Origin of the sequence: Aureimonas ureilytica (assembly GCF_001475935.1) — a bacterium.
In the GTDB taxonomy this organism is placed as follows: domain Bacteria; phylum Pseudomonadota; class Alphaproteobacteria; order Rhizobiales; family Rhizobiaceae; genus Aureimonas; species Aureimonas ureilytica_A.
In genome coordinates this window covers 1-17,735 of record NZ_LDQA01000047.1, presented here as the reverse complement: position 1 = coordinate 17,735, position 17,735 = coordinate 1, and the positions used below count along the sequence as shown (strand labels likewise).

General features: G+C 65.5%; 18 protein-coding genes. 8 read left to right on the top strand and 10 right to left on the bottom strand.

Annotated features, from left to right (window positions below):
* Positions 1 to 37 precede the first annotated feature (37 nt).
* The 5 genes from NS365_RS17565 to NS365_RS17545 all read right to left on the bottom strand — a co-directional run bounded on the left by NS365_RS17565 (position 38) and on the right by NS365_RS17545 (position 4,928).
* A complete protein-coding gene (locus tag NS365_RS17565; protein WP_058601605.1) occupies positions 38 to 817 on the bottom strand; it encodes a phosphoadenylyl-sulfate reductase in 780 nt (259 codons plus the stop codon).
* A complete protein-coding gene (locus NS365_RS17560) occupies positions 814 to 1,332 on the bottom strand; it encodes a DUF934 domain-containing protein (protein WP_058601604.1) in 519 nt (172 codons plus the stop codon). Before NS365_RS17560 ends, NS365_RS17565 begins: the two co-directional genes overlap by 4 nt.
* Positions 1,329 to 3,032 (bottom strand): nitrite/sulfite reductase, encoded by a 1,704-nt coding sequence (locus NS365_RS17555; protein ID WP_058601603.1) that lies wholly within the window; start codon positions 3,030 to 3,032, stop codon positions 1,329 to 1,331. The genes NS365_RS17560 and NS365_RS17555 overlap by 4 nt, the downstream gene beginning before the upstream one ends.
* Positions 3,033 to 3,117: 85 nt before the next feature.
* Complete coding sequence (locus tag NS365_RS17550) at positions 3,118 to 3,456, bottom strand: DUF2849 domain-containing protein (RefSeq protein ID WP_058601602.1); 339 nt, start codon at positions 3,454 to 3,456, stop codon at positions 3,118 to 3,120.
* Positions 3,457 to 3,686: 230 nt separating this feature from the next.
* Positions 3,687 to 4,928: a ubiquinone biosynthesis hydroxylase gene (locus NS365_RS17545; RefSeq protein ID WP_058601601.1), complete on the bottom strand. Its 1,242-nt coding sequence runs from the start codon at positions 4,926 to 4,928 to the stop codon at positions 3,687 to 3,689.
* A gap of 615 nt (positions 4,929 to 5,543) precedes the next feature.
* On the opposite strand from NS365_RS17545, the gene NS365_RS17540 reads away from it, so the two are divergent.
* The 4 genes from NS365_RS17540 to NS365_RS17525 all read left to right on the top strand — a co-directional run bounded on the left by NS365_RS17540 (position 5,544) and on the right by NS365_RS17525 (position 9,624).
* Complete coding sequence (locus NS365_RS17540; protein WP_058601600.1) at positions 5,544 to 6,668, top strand: GGDEF domain-containing protein; 1,125 nt, start codon at positions 5,544 to 5,546, stop codon at positions 6,666 to 6,668.
* A gap of 102 nt (positions 6,669 to 6,770) precedes the next feature.
* On the top strand, positions 6,771 to 7,637 hold the full coding sequence (gene tesB / locus NS365_RS17535; protein WP_058601599.1) for an acyl-CoA thioesterase II: 867 nt from the start codon (positions 6,771 to 6,773) through the stop codon (positions 7,635 to 7,637).
* A gap of 242 nt (positions 7,638 to 7,879) precedes the next feature.
* Entirely contained in the window at positions 7,880 to 8,218 is a 339-nt protein-coding gene (locus tag NS365_RS17530; protein WP_058601645.1) for a P-II family nitrogen regulator, read from the top strand.
* A gap of 17 nt (positions 8,219 to 8,235) precedes the next feature.
* Positions 8,236 to 9,624 carry an ammonium transporter gene (locus NS365_RS17525; RefSeq protein WP_058601598.1) on the top strand — a complete coding sequence of 463 codons (1,389 nt, stop codon included), beginning with the start codon at positions 8,236 to 8,238 and terminating at the stop codon, positions 9,622 to 9,624.
* Positions 9,625 to 9,702: 78 nt separating this feature from the next.
* Here the strand turns inward: NS365_RS17525 and NS365_RS17520 are convergent, their stop codons facing one another.
* Positions 9,703 to 10,014, bottom strand: a complete 312-nt coding sequence (locus NS365_RS17520) for a GNAT family N-acetyltransferase (RefSeq protein WP_058601597.1) — start codon at positions 10,012 to 10,014, stop codon at positions 9,703 to 9,705.
* 313 nt (positions 10,015 to 10,327) lie between these two features.
* On the opposite strand from NS365_RS17520, the gene NS365_RS17515 reads away from it, so the two are divergent.
* The 4 genes from NS365_RS17515 (at position 10,328) to NS365_RS17500 (ending at position 16,012) form a co-directional block, all read left to right on the top strand.
* Positions 10,328 to 13,591, top strand: coding sequence for a DNA translocase FtsK (locus NS365_RS17515; RefSeq protein WP_058601596.1), 3,264 nt, complete (start codon positions 10,328 to 10,330; stop codon positions 13,589 to 13,591).
* Positions 13,592 to 14,500: 909 nt separating this feature from the next.
* Positions 14,501 to 14,701 carry a hypothetical protein gene (locus NS365_RS17510; RefSeq protein WP_058601595.1) on the top strand — a complete coding sequence of 67 codons (201 nt, stop codon included), beginning with the start codon at positions 14,501 to 14,503 and terminating at the stop codon, positions 14,699 to 14,701.
* A 334-nt stretch (positions 14,702 to 15,035) separates the two neighbouring features.
* The gene (locus NS365_RS17505) at positions 15,036 to 15,692 is read left to right on the top strand and encodes an outer-membrane lipoprotein carrier protein LolA (RefSeq protein ID WP_058601594.1); all 657 of its coding nucleotides are present in this window, start codon (positions 15,036 to 15,038) and stop codon (positions 15,690 to 15,692) included.
* Positions 15,693 to 15,754: 62 nt separating this feature from the next.
* On the top strand, positions 15,755 to 16,012 hold the full coding sequence (locus NS365_RS17500; protein WP_058601593.1) for a hypothetical protein: 258 nt from the start codon (positions 15,755 to 15,757) through the stop codon (positions 16,010 to 16,012).
* A gap of 7 nt (positions 16,013 to 16,019) precedes the next feature.
* On the opposite strand, the gene NS365_RS17495 is transcribed toward NS365_RS17500, so the two are convergent.
* The 4 genes from NS365_RS17495 to NS365_RS17480 all read right to left on the bottom strand — a co-directional run.
* A complete protein-coding gene (locus tag NS365_RS17495) occupies positions 16,020 to 16,640 on the bottom strand; it encodes an ATP-dependent Clp protease proteolytic subunit (protein WP_058601592.1) in 621 nt (206 codons plus the stop codon).
* A gap of 149 nt (positions 16,641 to 16,789) precedes the next feature.
* Positions 16,790 to 17,131, bottom strand: coding sequence for an SRPBCC family protein (locus NS365_RS17490; RefSeq protein WP_058601591.1), 342 nt, complete (start codon positions 17,129 to 17,131; stop codon positions 16,790 to 16,792).
* Positions 17,128 to 17,442 (bottom strand): ArsR/SmtB family transcription factor, encoded by a 315-nt coding sequence (locus tag NS365_RS17485; protein WP_058601590.1) that lies wholly within the window; start codon positions 17,440 to 17,442, stop codon positions 17,128 to 17,130. The genes NS365_RS17490 and NS365_RS17485 overlap by 4 nt, the downstream gene beginning before the upstream one ends.
* A 64-nt stretch (positions 17,443 to 17,506) precedes the next feature.
* Positions 17,507 to 17,735, bottom strand: a 229-nt coding sequence (locus NS365_RS17480) for an alpha/beta fold hydrolase (RefSeq protein WP_193753469.1), incomplete at its 5' end; no start/stop codon positions are given.

The following is a 17,735-nucleotide window of genomic DNA, read 5'->3' as shown; positions in this document are numbered from 1 at the left end:
CAGGGCCTGTCAGAAGCGGCCGATCAGGACGGGCCGATCAGGAGGGAATTGTCTCGAAGGCGCTGTCGCCGGGGGCGGGGCGGCCATCCTCGGCACGCACGGGCTGGCCGGCCTCGTCCACATGCAGGCCGCATTCGCGCTTGGTTTCCTCTTCCCACCACCAGCGGCCCGCCCGCTCGACCTCGCCGGGGCGAATGGCGCGGGTGCAAGGGGCGCATCCGATGGACAGGAAGCCCTGATCGTGCAGCGGATTCACCGGAACGGCGTTATCCACGGTGAAGACGCGGATTTCCTCGCGCGTCCAGTCGAAGAGCGGGTTGGCCTTGATCAGGCCGCGCGCGCCGTCGAAGGACACGAAGTCGAGCCGCTCGCGATTGGCCGACTGGTCGCGGCGCAGGCCCGTGATCCAGCCCGACGCACCCGCCAAGGCGCGGCCGAGCGGCTCCACCTTGCGCGCGCCGCAGCAGGCTTTGCGCATTTCGGGCGCGAAATAGAAGCCGTTGATGCCCTGATCGTCGATCAGCGCTTCGAGAGCTTCGGCCTGCGGATACTTGGCCTTGATGCGCCGGCCATAGGTTTCTTCCGTCTGCTGCCAGAGAGCGTAGGTCTCGGGAAACAGGCGGCCGGTGTCGAGTGTCACCACGTCGATCGCCAGCTTCTCGCGGAAGATCAGATGGGTGAGCATCTGGTCTTCGATGCCGAGTGAGGTGGTGAAGACGATGCGGCCGGGCAGGCGCTCCGTCAAAAGGCGCAGCCGCTCGGCGGGCTTGAGGCCCGCGAAGCTGTCGTTGAGGTCCTGCGCGAGCTCGGCGCTCATGCGGCCTCTCCCGCGCGGGCGGCGAGGCGCTTCTGCAGGATGCTCTGATCCTCGCCATAGCCGGTCTGGTAATGGTCGCGGACGATGTCCTTGGCCTTCATCCACTGGTCAACAGGCTGGCGCTCGGCCATCTGGTCCGGCAGCCAGACTTCATCGAAGCCGCAGGCCAGCGCCTCGGCGAACTGATCGGCGATCAGCGGGCCGCTGGCGCGCAGCGTGCCGGAAAAGCCCGCGCGGCGCAGGCGCTTGGCAAGCGAGAAACCGCGCCCGTCCGAGAAGGACGGAAAGCGAACCGAGATCAGCTCCACCTGCCCGAAATAGGGCTCGACGGCGCAGACCGGCGTGTCGCCCGCGACCGCCAGACCCAAGGGCGCGTTGCGCCGGTCGGCGAGGGCCTGGTCGACGACGGTGAGCGGCACAAGAACCGCGCCCTCGGTCAGGGACAGATCGGCCATGTCCTCGATAACAGTGAACTCGTCGGTCTTCTCTCCGGCGGGGGTGACGAGTAGGCTCATGCGTGCGCTCCTTCCGCCGAAGCGTTGGCCGCGTTGCTGCCCGCGACATAGGCGGTGAAGCCCTGCTTGAAGGGCTCCAGCCCGGCGCGCTTCACCGTGTCGATGAAGGTTTCGCCGGCCTGCCGTTCGCTCATGTAGACGCCGACCAACGCCTCGATGGCACCCGGCACCTGCTCGGCGTCGATGCCCGGCCCCACGCGCTCACCCAGCGCCGCGTGTTCGGAGGCGTCGCCGCCCACCGTGATCTGGTAGTTCTCGCGGCCCGACTTTTCGAGGCCGAGAATGCCGATATGGCCGACATGGTGATGGCCGCAGGCATTGATGCAGCCCGAGATCTTGATCTGGAGCGGCCCCACGTCCTTCTGCTTGGCCTCGTCGGCATAGAGATTGGAAATGTCCTGCGCGATCGGGATCGAGCGGGCCGTCGCCAGCGCGCAATAGTCGAGGCCGGGGCAGGCGATGATGTCGGTAACGAGACCGGCATTGGCGGTGGCGAGCCCCGCCGCCTTGAGCGCGGCGTAGACCGCCGGCACGTCATCCTTCTTCACATGCGGCAGAACGAGGTTCTGCACGTGCGTGACGCGGAATTCATCGAACGAGTAGCGCTCTGCAATGTCGGCGAAGGCGCGCATTTCCTTGTCGCTCATGTCGCCCGGTACGCCGCCGATGGGCTTCAGCGAAACCGTCAGCGCGATATAGCCGGGCTGGCGATGGGCAAAGCCGTTCTGCTCCACGAAACGGTCGAGTTCGGGGTCGGCCGCACGGGCGGCCTCCAGCACCGAAGAGGTCTCGGGCAGCGTCTCGTAGGCGGGGGCCGCGAAATAGCGCGCGATGCGCTCCACCTCTTCGGCCGGCGCATTGATCGTCGGGCCGTTGAGCTGAGCATATTCTGCTTCGACGCGGGCCTTGAACTCGTCCGTGCCGATCTCGTGGACGAGGATCTTGACGCGCGCCTTGTACTTGTTGTCGCGCCGGCCTTCCGCGTTGTAGACGCGCATGATCGCCTCGAGATAGGCGAGCAGTTCGGCCTTCGGCAGGAAGTCGCGGATCACCTTGCCGACCATCGGCGTGCGGCCGAGACCGCCGCCCACGACGACTTCGTAGCCGATCTCGTTGGTTTCGGGATGGCGCAGAATGCGCAGGCCGATATCGTGAACCTTGATCGCGGCGCGGTCGTGCTCGGCGCCGGTCACGGCGATCTTGAACTTGCGCGGCAGCCAGGAAAATTCGGGGTGCAGGCTCGACCATTGGCGGATCAACTCGCCGGTCGGGCGCGGGTCTTCCACCTCGTCGGCCGCGACGCCGGCGAACTGGTCCGCCGTGACGTTGCGGATGCAATTGCCCGAGGTCTGGATGCAGTGCATCTCGACATCGGCCAGAAGGTCCATGATGTCGGGGACATCGCGCAGCTTCGGCCAGTTGTACTGAAGGTTCTGGCGCGTGGTGAAATGCGCATAACCCTTGTCGTATTTCTCGGCGATCAGGGCCAACTGGCGCATCTGCTTGGAGTTCAGCGTGCCATAGGGCACGGCGACGCGCAGCATATAGGCGTGAAGCTGGAGATAGAGTCCGTTCTTGAGGCGCAGCGGCTTGAACTCGTCGTCCGAGAGCGAGCCGTCGAGCCGGCGCTCCACCTGATGGCGAAACTGCTGGACGCGCTCACGCACGAAGCGCTCATCGAATTCGTCGTACCGATACATGCCTGTCGTCCTCGATCGGTTCCGGCGCTCTTGCGGGCGCCCGGTGGGTGGCGGAAGCGCTCAGAGGCTCCCCATCCCGAAACGCTTAAAATTCAGCCTGCTTGCCGTATTGCGGCAGAATGCTCGGACCCTTCTGGCGGATCGCCTCGCGAAAATGCGTGGCGAGAGGCAGCCCGTTCGGATCGAGCGTGACCTCGACCAGATAGGGATCGACGACCCGGTTGCTCTTGAAGCCCTTGGCGCCCTCTTCTTCCATGAAGGCGACCGTCGCAGCATCGTTTGCGACCAGCGCGGCCTTGGGGTCGAGGCTCCAGCCCTCGCGGGTCAGGAACACGACGTCGCCGTCCAAGAGGTCGTTGGCGCTCATGATGACGGGGAGCTTGGGCCCCTTGGTCTTCGCACCCGCCTTGACGTCGCTCGCCATTCCCGATGGTCCTTTTCTGCCGGTCTTCCCGGCCACCGGTTGCGCGGCAGCCACGAAGACACCTCCCGACACCCGAAGAGGTGTCGCGGCTCGCTTGTTATCGTTCTAAATAATCCAATGCCAGCCACGTTGCGCCGAAGAGGATTTCCTTCGGTGCAGTTCAAGCGGATGTTTTTGCTCGCGAGGGCCACAGACGCGCAATGAATGCGCTCTGTGTCCGGCCGAGCCCGTCAGACCGGCTCGCCGCGCAGGAGCCGGGGCGTCGAGGCGCTGAGGCCGGACGCCTGCTCGATGAAATAGCGCTTGGCGAAGGGCGCGCGGTCCACCAGCGACAGGCCGAAGGAGCGCGCGGCGCGCAGCATGGGATTGTCGTTGGAAAACAGCCGGTTCAGGACATCGGTCGTGATGCCCATCTGCACCGTGTCGAAGCGGCGCCAGCGCTCGTAGCGCTGCAGCGTGTCGAGCGCACCGATGTCGAGCCCGAGGCGCGCGGCCTCCACCACCGTCTCGGCCAGCGCCGCCACGTCCTTGAAACCGAGATTGAGCCCCTGGCCGGCGATCGGGTGAATGCCGTGCGCGGCGTCTCCCGCCAGCGCGATGCGCGGTTTCACGAAATCGCGCGCCAGCGTCAGCCCCAGCGGGAAGGCGCGGGGCTTGCCTTCGACCGTGAGCGCGCCGAGCTTCAGGCCGAAGCGCTGCTCCAGCTCTAATTCGAAGACCATCTCGTCGGCGCGCAGCAGGCGCTCGGCCTCGGCCGTGGATTCGGTCCAGACCAGCGAGGAGCGGTTGTTCTTGAGCGGCAGAATGGCGAAGGGGCCGGCGGGCAGGAAGTGCTCCTCGGCGCGGCCCTCGTGCGGGCGCTCGTGCTGGACGGTGACGACGATGCCGCTCTGGCCATAATCGGTGTGGACGGTGCGAATGCCCGCCATGTCGCGAATGGCGGAGCGCACGCCATCGGCGGCGACCAGAAGCCGCGCCTCGATGGCGCCCGGGCCCGTCTCTATCGTGACGCTGGAGGGGCCGACCTGAAGTCCGGTGACGGCCGCGCCCGAGCGAATGGGAATGCCAAGCTCGGCCGCCCGGGCGCGCAGGGCGCCGTTCAGCGCGACATTGGGCACCATATGGGCGAAGGGCTCGCCCGGCTCGGCCTCGCCGCCGAAGGTCAGGAAGACCGGGCGCACGGGATCGTTGGTGCGCGAATCCGTGACGATCATCTCGCGGATCGCTTCAGCTTCCGGCCGGATCGCGTCCCAGACGCCGAGGCGCGTCAACATGCGGATGGCGGCGGCCGCGATGGCCGAGGCGCGTCCGTCCCGCTCCCAGACGCCTTCGGGCGCGGCGTCCACCAGCACCACCGAAAGCTCGGGCGCGGCTTGGCGAATCGCGACCGCGGTTCCGAGTCCGACATAGCCCGCACCGGCCACCACGATGTCAGCGCGCTCGGGCAGGGTCTCACGGCGAGGGTCGGACATGGCTCGGACTCCGGTTCGGGACGGGACCGGCCCTTCGTGGCGGCAGGTCCCTTGCGCGCTGATCTAGAGCGTCACGCGGCATGGGGACAAGGGTGGTGTGACGCCTTGCGCGTTCAAGGCAGCGTTCCGTTATCCGTCGCGAAGCCCCCGGAAGAGCGTGCTGAAGACAAAAAGCCATCTCTTCGTTGTTTTCGGAAGAATGAGGCGGGCGGGATGCGGAACGTCCGGGATCATCCGTTGCGCTCGTTCCTGAAAGAGATTTCAACGTATCCGAGTGAAAAATTTCATCGACGAACGAAGCTTGTATCGCCGGCTACGGAAATATCCATTATTCTGGGTGACATAGGGGCGGCATATCGTCGCTCTTCCGGGATCAGATTTCGCTATGACCCAGCAAGCTTTTCAGGTGGCTGTGACTGCGAACGGCAAGAAAGGTAGCGTGACCTTGCGGAAATCTGGACGATCCGATCACCATGTATCGGGTCGGTATATCGGGTGTTCGAGCCCTTGGCATCGGCGTCCGGCTCCAAGGTCGGATCTTTCATGGGTTGCGCAACTCAAGGTTACATTTCGGAGTCTTGGCACCCATTGGGCTGCCGTTTTGGGGAGGCGAGTTTGACGGCGGGTTCCGAACCCATTCGCGCTCGCAGGCTCTTCCAGCAGGAGATGGACGAAACCTACAAGACGCTCGTATCCGGGTTGGCTTTCAGCCTTTTACCCAGCGCTATCATGGGGGCGACGATCGTCGCTGTCGGCATTTTCGCCTATCTTCAAGTGGGCTCTCCAGCCATTCTGGGCGCCGCGCTCGTCGGCATGGCCGCATCCCTGGCCAAACTCGTCGTGCTCGTGGCGCATCAGCTCCGGCTGCGGCAGGCCGTTCCGAGCGTGGAGGAGGCACGCCTATGGGAGCTGGTCCATACCGTGACGACCTGCCTCGTCGCCTCATCGGTCGGCGGCCTGTCGGCAGGGCTTTTCGCGCGCCTCGATGCGGGACTTCACGTGCTGGGAACGGCTCTCGTCTTCGGCTATTGCTCGGGCGTCGCCATGCGGCTTTTCATCCGGCCGCGGTTGGCCATCGCCGCCGTGGTGATCGCTGCCCTTCCACCCGCCATTTCCACGCTCGTCTTCGGCAGTGGGGCCGACAGGCTGCTGGGTCTGATCCTTCTTGTCTTCCTGTGCGGCAGTTTGGAAAGCATCCGGCATATCTACGACGTGTCCGTGCAGGAGATCGAATCGCGCATCACCATGACGCGTCTGGCGCGAACCGACGCGCTGACCGGCCTCGGCAATCGCCTCGCGCTTCAGGACCTGCGCACGCTCCCGCCCCCCAGGGACGAAGGGTGGATGGCCGTGCATTGTTTCGACTTGGACGAGTTCAAGTCGATCAACGATCGGTTCGGCCATGACACGGGCGACGCGCTTCTGCGGGCCTTGGCGGGGCGCGTCAAACGCCTGATCGGCGAGCACGACATCGCCGTGCGCCTGGGCGGGGACGAGTTTGCCATCATCCAGTCCGGGCTCGGCGGCGCCGATGAGGCGGAGTGCTTCGCCATGCGCCTGACCGACCATCTGATGCAGCCCTACGATCTGACCGGGCGCACCGTCACGATGCGCGTGAGCCACGGTTATGCCGCCGCCCCCGCCGCCAGCGTGCGACTGGACGATATGTTGCGCAGGGCGGACGCGGCCTCCTACCGCGCCAAGTCGCGCGGCGGCGGCGTGGAAGCCGCGCTCGGTTGAGCGCAAACCCGCCCGGTTCTCCCTTCGCGCAAGTCTGCTACATCTCCCCCGCTGCCCCGGCTCGCGGGCGGCGAGGCAGAGCGCGTTGGGAAGGGAGGTTCCATGAACGATCTGGTGGCCAAGCTGGTGGAAACGCTGGACCTCGAAACGCTGGAAGAGAACCTGTTTCGCGGCATCAGCCCCGCCAATGGCTGGCAGCGCATCTTCGGGGGCCAAGTCATTGCGCAGGCGCTGGTCGCGGCCCAGCGCACCGCGCCGGCCGAGCGGCAGGTTCACTCGCTGCATGGCTACTTCATGCGGCCGGGCGATCCGCGTGTGCCGGTGATCTACGAGGTGGATCGCCTGCGCGATGGCGGCTCCTTCTCCACCCGCCTCGTCACGGCGATCCAACATGGGCAGGCGATCTTCACGCTTTCGGCCTCGTTCCAGGTGAAGGAAGAGGGGCTCGATCATCAGATTCCCATGCCCGCGCTGCCGGGGCCGGAAGACCTGCCGTCGGGCGAGAGTCTGGGTGAGGACATTCTGGCCCGCGCGCCCGAGCCGGTTCGGCGCTACTGGATGCGGCCGCGCGCGGTGGAGTTTCGCCCCGTCTCGACCGATCACTACTTCAAGCGCGAGAAACTGCCGCCCGAGCAGCATATCTGGGTGCGGGTGACGGCCGATATCGGCGACGACCCGGCCCTGAACGCCGCCGTCATGGCCTATCTCTCCGATATGACGCTGCTCGACACCTCGCTCTTCGCTCACGGGCTCTCGATCTTCGACGAGCGTATCCAAGCCGCCAGCCTGGACCATGCCATGTGGTTTCACCGGCCGCTGCGGGTCAGCGACTGGCATCTCTACACGCAGGACAGTCCGTCTTCGTCGGGCGGGCGCGGGCTGACGCGCGGCTCGCTCTTTTCGCGCGAGGGCGTGCTCGTCGCCTCGGTGGCGCAGGAAGGGCTGATCCGTCCGCGTCGAATGGATTAAAGAATACTCACATGTCTAAAAAAGCGGCGGCGTTCCGAATTCTTCAACGCTACCGCTGACCATCCGAAGGGCAGAAAGCGCTTTCGCACCGCACAAATGCGGCCGAAATCGATCTGTCGCTCAATTGGCACGCATCTTGAATAGGGAGAACTCGTCCCCATCCGGCTCTCGTCGGCATGGGCCATGTTTCAAGGTCGAACGTGTCGTCCGGCGCGTTCGTTCCCTCCAGGTTCGAGGTGCTCATGAAAATCGTGATGGCGATCATCAAGCCATTCAAGCTGGACGAGGTGCGCGAAGCGCTCACCGCCGTCGGCATCCAGGGTCTGACCGTTACCGAGGTGAAGGGCTATGGCCGCCAGAAGGGCCATACCGAAATCTATCGCGGCACCGAATATGCCGTGAGCTTCCTGCCGAAGCTGAAGATCGAGGTCGCCGTTCCCTCCGACATGGTGGATCGCGCCGTGGATGTCATCGCCGCTTCTGCCAAGACCGGCCAGATCGGCGACGGCAAGATTTTCGTCTACGGCATCGAGCAGGCGGTCCGCATCCGCACCGGCGAAACCGACTCGAACGCGCTCTGAGGGGATACGGTACGAACATGCGTTTTCTGAAGACCTCCCTGGCGACCTTGGCCCTGTCGGGCCTCTCGACGGTCGCAGCCTTCGCGCAGGACACCGGCGTCGCGCCTGCGCCTGAACAGGTGCCGGCGGCTGCCGCCGCCGTTGCGGCCGAAGTCATGGACAAGGGCGACGTCGCCTGGATGATGATATCCACCGTCCTCGTTCTGTTCATGATCCTGCCGGGCCTCGGCCTGTTCTACGGCGGCCTCGTGCGCGCCAAGAACATGCTCTCTGTCTTGATGCAGACCGTGACGATCGCCGCGGTCGTCATGATCATCTACGTCACCTACGGCTATTCCTTCGCATTCGGCGGCTCCACCAGCGCCTTCTGGGGCGGCACGGGCAAGCTCCTCCTTGCCGGGATCACCAAGGACACGATGTCGGCGACCTTCACCAAGGGCATCGTGATCCCCGAATACGTGTTCATCGCCTTCCAGATGACCTTCGCCTGCATCACGCCGGCGCTGATCGTCGGCGCCTTCGCCGAGCGCATCAAATTCGGCGCGGTCGTGCTTTTCTCGATCCTCTGGGTCACGATCGTCTACTTCCCGATCGCTCACATGGTCTGGGACGCCAACGGTCTGATCTTCCTTGGCAAGCATGCCGGCGGCGTCGCCGCGCTCGACTTCGCGGGCGGCACGGTGGTTCACATCAATGCCGGCATCGCGGCGCTGGTCGGCGCCTTCATCGTGGGCAAGCGCACGGGCCTCGGCCGTGACAACATGGCTCCGCATTCGATGACGCTGACCATGGTCGGCGCCTCGATCCTCTTCGTCGGCTGGTTCGGCTTCAACGCCGGCTCCAACCTCGAAGCCAATGGCGGCGCGGCGCTCGCCATGATCAACACCTTCACCGCAACCGCCGGCGCGACGGTCGCCTGGGTGCTGATCGAAGCCCTCCTGCGCGGCAAGGCCTCGATGCTCGGTGCCGTGTCGGGCATCATCGCCGGCCTCGTCGCCGTGACGCCGGCAGCGGGTGCGGTCGGCCCGATCGGCGCCATCTTCCTCGGCGCGATCGCCTCGGCCCTCTGCTACTTCTTCGTGGCCGTGGTGAAGCCGAAGTTCGGCTATGACGACTCGCTCGACGTCTTCGGCATCCATGGCGTGGGCGGCATCGTCGGCGCCATCGGCACCGGCATCTTCGCCTCCACCTCGCTGGGCGGCGGCGGCTATCTCGAGGGCGTCACCATGGGCTCCCAGGTCTACAGCCAAATCGTCGCGGTGCTCATCACCGTGGTCTATGGCGGCATCGTCTCCGCGATCCTCTACAAGATCGTCGATGTCGTCATCGGCCTGCGTCCGACCGTGGAAGCCGAGCGCGAGGGCCTCGACCTCACCTCGCATGGCGAGGCGGCCTACCACGCCTAAAAACGGCCGGGTCTCCCGGTCCGGATTCTCGACACGAAGGGCAGGCGGAGCGATCCGCCTGCCTTTTTTCATGCGCTGTCAGATGCGTCCGAAGGGCTTGTCCTCGCGCGTGACGACATCGCCGTAGCGCTCAGGGTGGCGCTGGAACAGCGAGCGGACATAGGAGCAGGCCGGCACCACGCTCATGCCCTGTTCGCGGGCATAGGCGACGGCATGGTCCACCAGCTTCTCGGCGATGCCCTGGCCCCGCAGATGCTCGGGAACATAGGTGTGGTCGAACACCAGCGAATTCTGGATGCCGGCCGGCGAATAGGTCAGCTCGGCCCGGTCGTCTCCTTCGCCCGCCGCGAACACGCCGCCCCGGCCGCGATCCTCGTGCCTGATCTCCATGATCTCTCGCTCCTTTTTCGCGTCTTCATCGCGCCGCTCGGCGCGCCTGCCTCCTTATGTCGCGCACGCCCCTCGCGGTTCCATCACACACGCGACAGGCCGAGGGCGCAGGGGCACTCGACAGAGAGACTGATGATCCGTCGGATGAGGGTTAAATGCGCTTTAACCAGCTTTCTTTACCTTGGCGCAAAAGGCTGCGTCTTCGACGGCGGGCCGCTTCCCGCCTTTGCGAGAGGGCAGGGCGGGGCGGCCCTTCGAGGCGTGGCACGGGGCACATGCGGGAGCTTTCCCGCCGACTTCAGGGCTCAAGGGCATGGCGATGGCATCGATCGAAGCACGGGAAGAGGGCGCTGGCCGGCTGGGCCGCCCGGCGCAGGTGGTGTTGGGCTTGGCGCTGGTCGCCGCGTCCATCTGGCTTGCCCTGTCCTTCGCGAGCTGGACGGTGGACGACCCGTCGCTGAGCTATTCCAACGACCACGCGGTGCAGAATCTCGCGGGCCGCTCCGGCGCGATGGTTGCCGATCTCGGGATGCAGCTTTTCGGCCTCGCCGCCGTGCTCTTGCCGGTGCTTCTGACCGCGCGGGGCGTGCTGCTGCTGCTCGGCCGCCGGGTCGGGCGCTCGGGCGCGCGCGCCTGGTGGGCGCTGGCGGGCATGGCGCTGGCCAGCGCCGCGCTGGGCAGCCTTCCCTCGCCCGCGAGCTGGCCGCTGCCGATTGGTCTGGGCGGTGTGGTCGGTGATCTCGTTCTGAAAATCCCGGCGCTCGCCACGGGCACCTATCCGCAGGGCTCGCTCGGCATTGTGCTGGCGGTCGTCTTCGCGCTGCCGGCCGTCTGGTGCGTGTTGAACGGCGCGGGTCTCGTGGCCCGCCTGTCGGACGAGTACGAGGCCGAGATGCATCCGCGCGGCCATGGTGCGGCGCGCGGCCGCCACGACGACGAGCGCGAAGGCGCGATGCAGCTTCTGGCGGGCGCGGCCGGCCACTGGCTCTATTCGGCCCGCTCGGCGCTCGGCCGCAAGATCGGCGACATCGCCGAGGCACGCCGCCTGCGCGACGATCCGTTCGCCCATCGCGACTGGGACCGCGACGCGCCCCTGATGCCGCCCGCGCCCGAAGCGCGCCTGCGCGAGGCGCTGCGCGCGGCCGAGGAAGCGGAAGCCGGCCGCGCGCCGGCCTCGCGCGGCCCGCGCATCGTGCAGCCGCCGCGCTTCGACGAGGCGGTGGAGTTCGAGCCCGACGAGACCGAGATGGGCTTTGTGCCCGAGCCCGCCGCCCGGCCCGCGCCGGCCGCACAGCCCCGCGCGGCCGCGCCTGCTCGCGCGCAAGCGCCGGCTCCCGCTCCTGCTGCCCGCGCTCCGGCCCCGACGGTTGCCGCGCCCGAGATGCCGGCGCGCCGCACGGTGGACACGAGCAAGGCCACGGTGCGCCACGGCCGCTCCGACTGGAACGGCTCCTACAAGATGGCCCAGCGCGAAGCGGCGCTGCTGGCGGCGGCGGAGGCGGCCCGCGCGGCCGAACTCGGTCTGCCGGCCCCGGACACGGAGGGCGACTACGACCCCGCGCAGGACTATCACGAGAGCGCCCATGACGAGGCGCATCACGAGCCCCGCTTCGAGACCGAGCGCTACGAGGAAGATGAATTCGAGGACGCGCCGTTCGAGCTGGAAACCCATGCTCATCTCGGCGACGAATCGCGCCCGACCCTGGAAGAGCGCATCGCCGCCGAAGAAGAGGACGAAGACCGCTTCCATGACGAGCCCTATGGCGTCGAGGCCGAGATGCGCCGCGAGCCCGAGCCCGAGGAGCAGGGCGGCTGGCGCGGCTTCATCGCCAACAATATCGTGGCCTTTCCCGGCCTGAAGCGCGCGCAGCGCCCCGAGCCGGAGCCCGCGCGCCCCGCGCCCGTCGCCCCGCGTCCCGCCCCGCAGGCCGGTGTCGCCGCGCGCGGCGCCATGGCGGCCGATCCGCGCCCGGTTCGCGTGCAGATGCAGCCCTCCATGGACATGCACGCGCACCAGTCCTCGCGCGCGCGCCTCGCCGAGTTCGGCCATCCCGATCTCAACGAGGAGTTCATCCTGCCGCCGATCGAGCTTCTGGCTCCGCCCAAGCCGCGCAACCGCGACAATTCGCTGACGCCCGAAATCCTGCAGGAGAACGCCCGTCTTCTCGAAGGCGTCCTCGATGATTTCGGCGTGAAGGGCGAGATCATCGAAGTGCGCCCCGGCCCGGTCGTGACGCTCTATGAGCTGGAGCCCGCGCCCGGCATCAAGTCGAGCCGCGTCATCGGCCTCGCCGACGACATTGCCCGCTCCATGTCGGCCATCGCCGCGCGCGTCGCCGTCATCCCCGGCAAGAACGCGATCGGTATCGAACTGCCGAACCAGCGTCGCGAGACCGTCTATTTCCGCGAGATGATCGGCTCCGACACGTTCGCCGGCTCCAAGGCCAAGCTGCCGCTGGCGCTCGGCAAGACGATCGGCGGCGAAGCCGTCATCGCCGATCTCGCCAAGATGCCGCATCTGCTGGTCGCCGGCACCACCGGCTCGGGCAAGTCGGTGTCGATCAACACGATGATCCTGTCGCTGCTCTACCGGATGAGCCCGGCCGAATGCCGCATGATCATGATCGACCCGAAGATGCTCGAACTCTCGATCTATGACGGCATCCCGCATCTTCTGGCCCCGGTCGTGACCGATCCGAAGAAGGCGGTCGTGGCGCTGAAGTGGACGGTCCGCGAGATGGAGGACCGCTACCGCAAGATGTCGAAGGTGGGCGTTCGCAATATCGACGGCTTCAACGCCCGCGTCGCCTCCGCGATCGAGCGCGGCGAATCGATCTCGCGCACGGTGCAGACCGGCTTCGACCGCGAGACCGGCGAGCCGATCTTCGAGTCGGAGGAGTTCGACCTCCAGCCGCTGCCCTATATCGTCGTGATCATCGACGAGATGGCCGACCTGATGATGGTGGCCGGCAAGGACATCGAAGGCACGGTCCAGCGCCTCGCGCAGATGGCCCGCGCCGCCGGCATCCACGTCATCATGGCGACGCAGCGTCCTTCGGTCGACGTCATCACCGGCACGATCAAGGCCAACTTCCCGACCCGCATCTCCTTCCAGGTGACGTCCAAGATCGACTCGCGCACCATCCTGCAGGAGCAGGGCGCCGAGCAGCTGCTGGGCATGGGCGACATGCTCTTCATGGCCGGCGGCGGTCGCATCCAGCGCGTCCACGGCCCCTTCGTCGGCGACGACGAGGTGGAGGAGATCGTGAAGCACCTGAAGACGCAGGGCGTGCCGGAGTATCTCGACGCCATTCTGGAGGACGAGGACGAGGAGGCCCCGGCCGCAGCCGCCGGTGGTTCCACGGCCGGCATGGAAGAAAGCGCCGATCTCTACGATCAGGCGGTGGCGATCGTGCTGCGCGACGGCAAGGCCTCCACCTCCTACGTCCAGCGCCGCCTCCAGATCGGCTACAACCGCGCCGCCTCGATCATCGAGCGCATGGAACGCGAAGGCATCGTCGGCCCCGCCAACCATGCCGGCAAGCGCGAGATTCTGGTGCCGACGGACAACGCTTAAGCGCGAATAAGGCGCGCCCCGGATAAGGGCGCGTGCTTCGATGGGAGATGATCAGGCGGGCGCGAGCGATCGCGCCCGTTTTTGCGTTTAAACTCGAATAGATCGTTCTCAGCCCGCACCATCATTCCAGACATCCGTCGTTACCAACGTATCGTGGTTGAGATGGTAGCGCGTTCCAGAGAGTGGACGCGGCTGACACTTCGCCTCATCCAGCCGTTGAATTCGCATGGGAGGCAGCATTTACATGCTGGAGAGAACGGGTTCTGGAAAACGGCACAAATTGGAGATGTTTGGTTTTCACAAATCCCCTTTCTCTCTAAGTCGGTATATCGAGTAAAACTCGCTTTTTTAGTTTGAGCTACGTTCAAGGGAACTGCTCCACTGTAGGATCTGCGTCCTAAGCTTCGTTTCCCGAAAATTGTAGCGTTATGCATGGGTACGGACGATGTCTGCTTCACATGCGGACATCGTTTGCGACTTTCTTTGGGAGTCGCGAACAAATCCAGATCGGGTCTGGACTTTGGCCTATGAATTGATGCCCGTGAGGCTATCGAAACCTTTCGTACCAACTCCATTGATGACCGAGGTTCGCAGCCGAACCGACCATCGCTGCGGCGGGAATAAAAGTTAACGCAAGTTAGGACTCCTTAAGGGAGTGTGTGCGATAATGAGGGGCGGTAGCGATTCTTTAACTTTTACGTCTTCCACAAGCTTTGATGTGAGATTGTGGAGATAGAGGTTTCGCTACAGGCAGTAGGTCGCTTGGTGTTCAAACGCGAGGTATAGTGATGATGTAAGTGCCTGAAACGAAAGAAGCCCACTCGTGAGAGCGGGCTCCAATTTCCAGCGTCCAAGTCGGTCGGTCGCCAAACTTTCCCGACGAGGACACAACCAAGAGAGGATGAGCTCATGGAAATGGGCCATATCATCGCCTCGCGTCTATTCTACGCGTATATGGCGGCTAGTGTCACCGGCTTTATTCTGTCAAGGCCCGAATTGGGAACTCCCGTGGGATTGCGGGAATTGCTGCATGATGTGCATGGGTTTCTTTATTGGTCGCATATCGTGGCCCATATTGTTGCTTCTATCCAGAAGCGCCTGATGCGTTGAGACGCCCGGTGCCGACCAAACCATGCTGGTCGGCACCTTCTGCGCTTCGGTGGGACGAGGATCCCGGAGTAAGAGCTACGGAGAAGCGGATCAGGCGGCGCACCTGGGGGATCTTCTTGTAGGTATCGGCACTCTGAGTCCAAATTTCCAACGAACATAGCTGGGCTTGGCATTGCTCGCGCGCCACGCCATTTCGAGTGGTAAGAAAACCGAGATGCCCATGCCGCATTGCCGCCAGAGCGATGTGCTAGGCGTATTCGGGACAAGGATCGGCACAGCGCGGGAGAGAGGCGGTCCCGCTGCACGGCCTGATGAGACGAACAAGGAAACGGACATGACGACCAACTTCACCCGGATCGCCAAGGCCGGACTCACCGCCACGCTGCTGATGGGCGCGGCTTTCGCGCCCGCTTTGACCGCCGGCCCGGCGCTGGCGCAGGCAGCGGGGGCCGCCGCGACGGCCCAGCGCGTCGCCGATCATTTCTCGGGCGTGCGCTCCATGAAGGGGCAGTTCGTCCAGTTCGACGCCGCCGGAAACCAGACCGAGGGCACGTTCTACATGGAGCGGCCCGGCAAGATCCGCTTCGACTATTCCGGCTCGCCCGTGCGCGTGATCTCGGACGGCTCACAAGTCGCGGTCAACAATCGCAAGCTCAATACCTGGGACCTCTATCCCCTGTCCAAGACGCCGCTGAAGCTCCTGCTCGACCAGCGCATCGACCTCTCCTCGGCCAATATCCAGAGCGTGAAGGAAGGGCCGGACCTCACCACGATCGTGATGGGCGACAAGTCGATTTTCGGCAATTCGCGCATCACCATGATGTTCGACCCCAACACCTACGATCTGCGGCAATGGACGATCCGCGACGCGCAGGGCAAGGACACGACCGTCATGGTCTACAATGTCGAGGACGGCATATCGGTGAACAACGACCTGTTCGCGATTCCCTATTCTCAGATCGCGACGGGCCAGACCGGCGGCAAGCGCTGAGCGGAGAGGGGTCCGAGGGCGGCGGCGAGCCGCCTCGGGACAAATCGCGTCCAGGAGGAATCATGGCCCTGCGTCCGATCTGGTTTCTTCTGCCCATCCTGGCTCTGGCGAGCTGCACGACCGTCTCGCCCGAAGCGCTGCGGGGGCGGGACGCGGCGCGCTGTGCCGATTACGGTTTCCGGCGCGGCACGGACGGCTTTGCCGCCTGCCTTCAACGGATCGACCTGTCGCGCGAGGCCGACCGGCGCGCCCGGCTGCGGGACGATCCGTTCTATGTCGGCGGCGTCGTGCCGGGCGCAGGCTATGGGCGCATCTGGTAGGAGAGCGTCAGAGCGACCCGGCGGCGAGCGCCAGCGGGCGGCGGTGCAGGATGCGGTCGATCAGGCCCCATTCCAGCGCTTCTTCGGCCGACATGAAACAGTCCCGGTCGAGCTTGCGCTCCACCTCCTCATAGGTCCGCCCGCAATGCTCGGCGTAAAGCCGGGTCATGCGGTGCTTCACCTTCCGCGTTTCCTCGGCATGGATCAATATGTCGGAGGCCTGCCCCTGAAAGCCGCCGAGCGGCTGGTGGACGTGGATGCTGGCATTAGGCAGGGCGCAGCGCTCCCCCGCTTCGCCTGCCATCAAGAGGAACGAGCCCATGGAGCGCGCCGTGCCCATGCAGAGCGTGTGAACCGGCGCCTGGATGAACTGCATCGTGTCGTACATGGCGAGGCCGCTCGTCACCACGCCGCCGGGTGAGTTGATGTAGAGATGGATGGGCTTTTTCGGGCTCTCCGCTTCCAGAAGCAGAAGCTGCGCGCAGACGAGGGCCGAGACCTGATCGTTCACCTCGCCATTGATGAAGATCACGCGCTCGCGCAGAAGCCGCGAGAAAATATCGAAGGCGCGCTCGCCCCGGTTGGATTGCTCGACCACCATAGGGACGAGTTGCATCGCTTCGCGCATGGCGAATTCCTTGGGTTTGGATTGTGGGGACAGGGAAGGAGCCGAGCGGGGACAGCCCGTCCGGTCAAAACCGGATCGGCGAGCAGGCTTCAGCTCTTAAAAGGCAGCGTGGGTGGGTGCCGGAGCGACAGAGCCCCGGCTGGCGTGCGTCACGCCGCGCGGGCGCGCACTGCCCGGTTGGCGTTGGCGGCCATCATGCGGGTGCCTCTGCCGAGGCGCTCGTGGATGATGCGAAGGCGGGTGCCGCCGGCCTCGTTCAGGCTGATGCGGAAGGTGACGGCGCTGGTTTGAAAGGGTGCCTCGCTCTCGCGAAGCGAATAGCGCAGTTCCTCTCCGGGGATGACGGAGCCGGCGTCTGGCTCGGGCTGCGTGACATCAGGCAGCCAGCGCTCGCGAAAGGCGGGGATGCTGAGGGCCCGCCAGACCTTTTGCGGGGGCGCGTCCAGATCGTAGACGAGATCCAGCGTCGCATCGTCCGGGCTGTCGCTCATTGATCCATCTCCTTCAGAAGCGCTTTCAGATCATCGACGCGCGCCGGCCAGAAGGCGCGATATTTCGCGAGCCAGGATGCCACGCATTGGAGACCCGCCGGGTCCACCTCGTATTGCACGAAACGGCCCTCCCGCTCCTCGCGCACCAGACCCGCGCCGCGCAGCACCGAGAGATGCTGCGACATGGCGGGCTGGCTGATCCCCATGCCCTCGCGCAGGGCGCTGGCATTCCTGCGCCCTTCCGCCAGCTTTTCGAAGATCGCGCGGCGGGTGGGGTCGGCGAGAGCCTTGAAGATATCGTCTTCGATCATGTCAATACATAAGCATCGACTTATCTGATTCGCAAGCGGTTTCGCTTGGGGGCGATCGACGCGCTCAGGCGTCGAAGAACCGGATCAGCGCCGCCAGCGTCTCCTCCGGCGCTTCCTCCACGAGGAAATGGCCGGCGTCGATGGCCTGGCCCTCCACATCGTCCGCCCAATCCCGCCAGATAGTCAGCGGATCGCCCTTCTTGGCCGGCGTGCCATCCGTACCCCAGAGGACGAGGGTCGGGCAGGCAAGACGACGGCCGGCCTTGCGGTCCTCCGCGTCGGCGGCGGGGTCG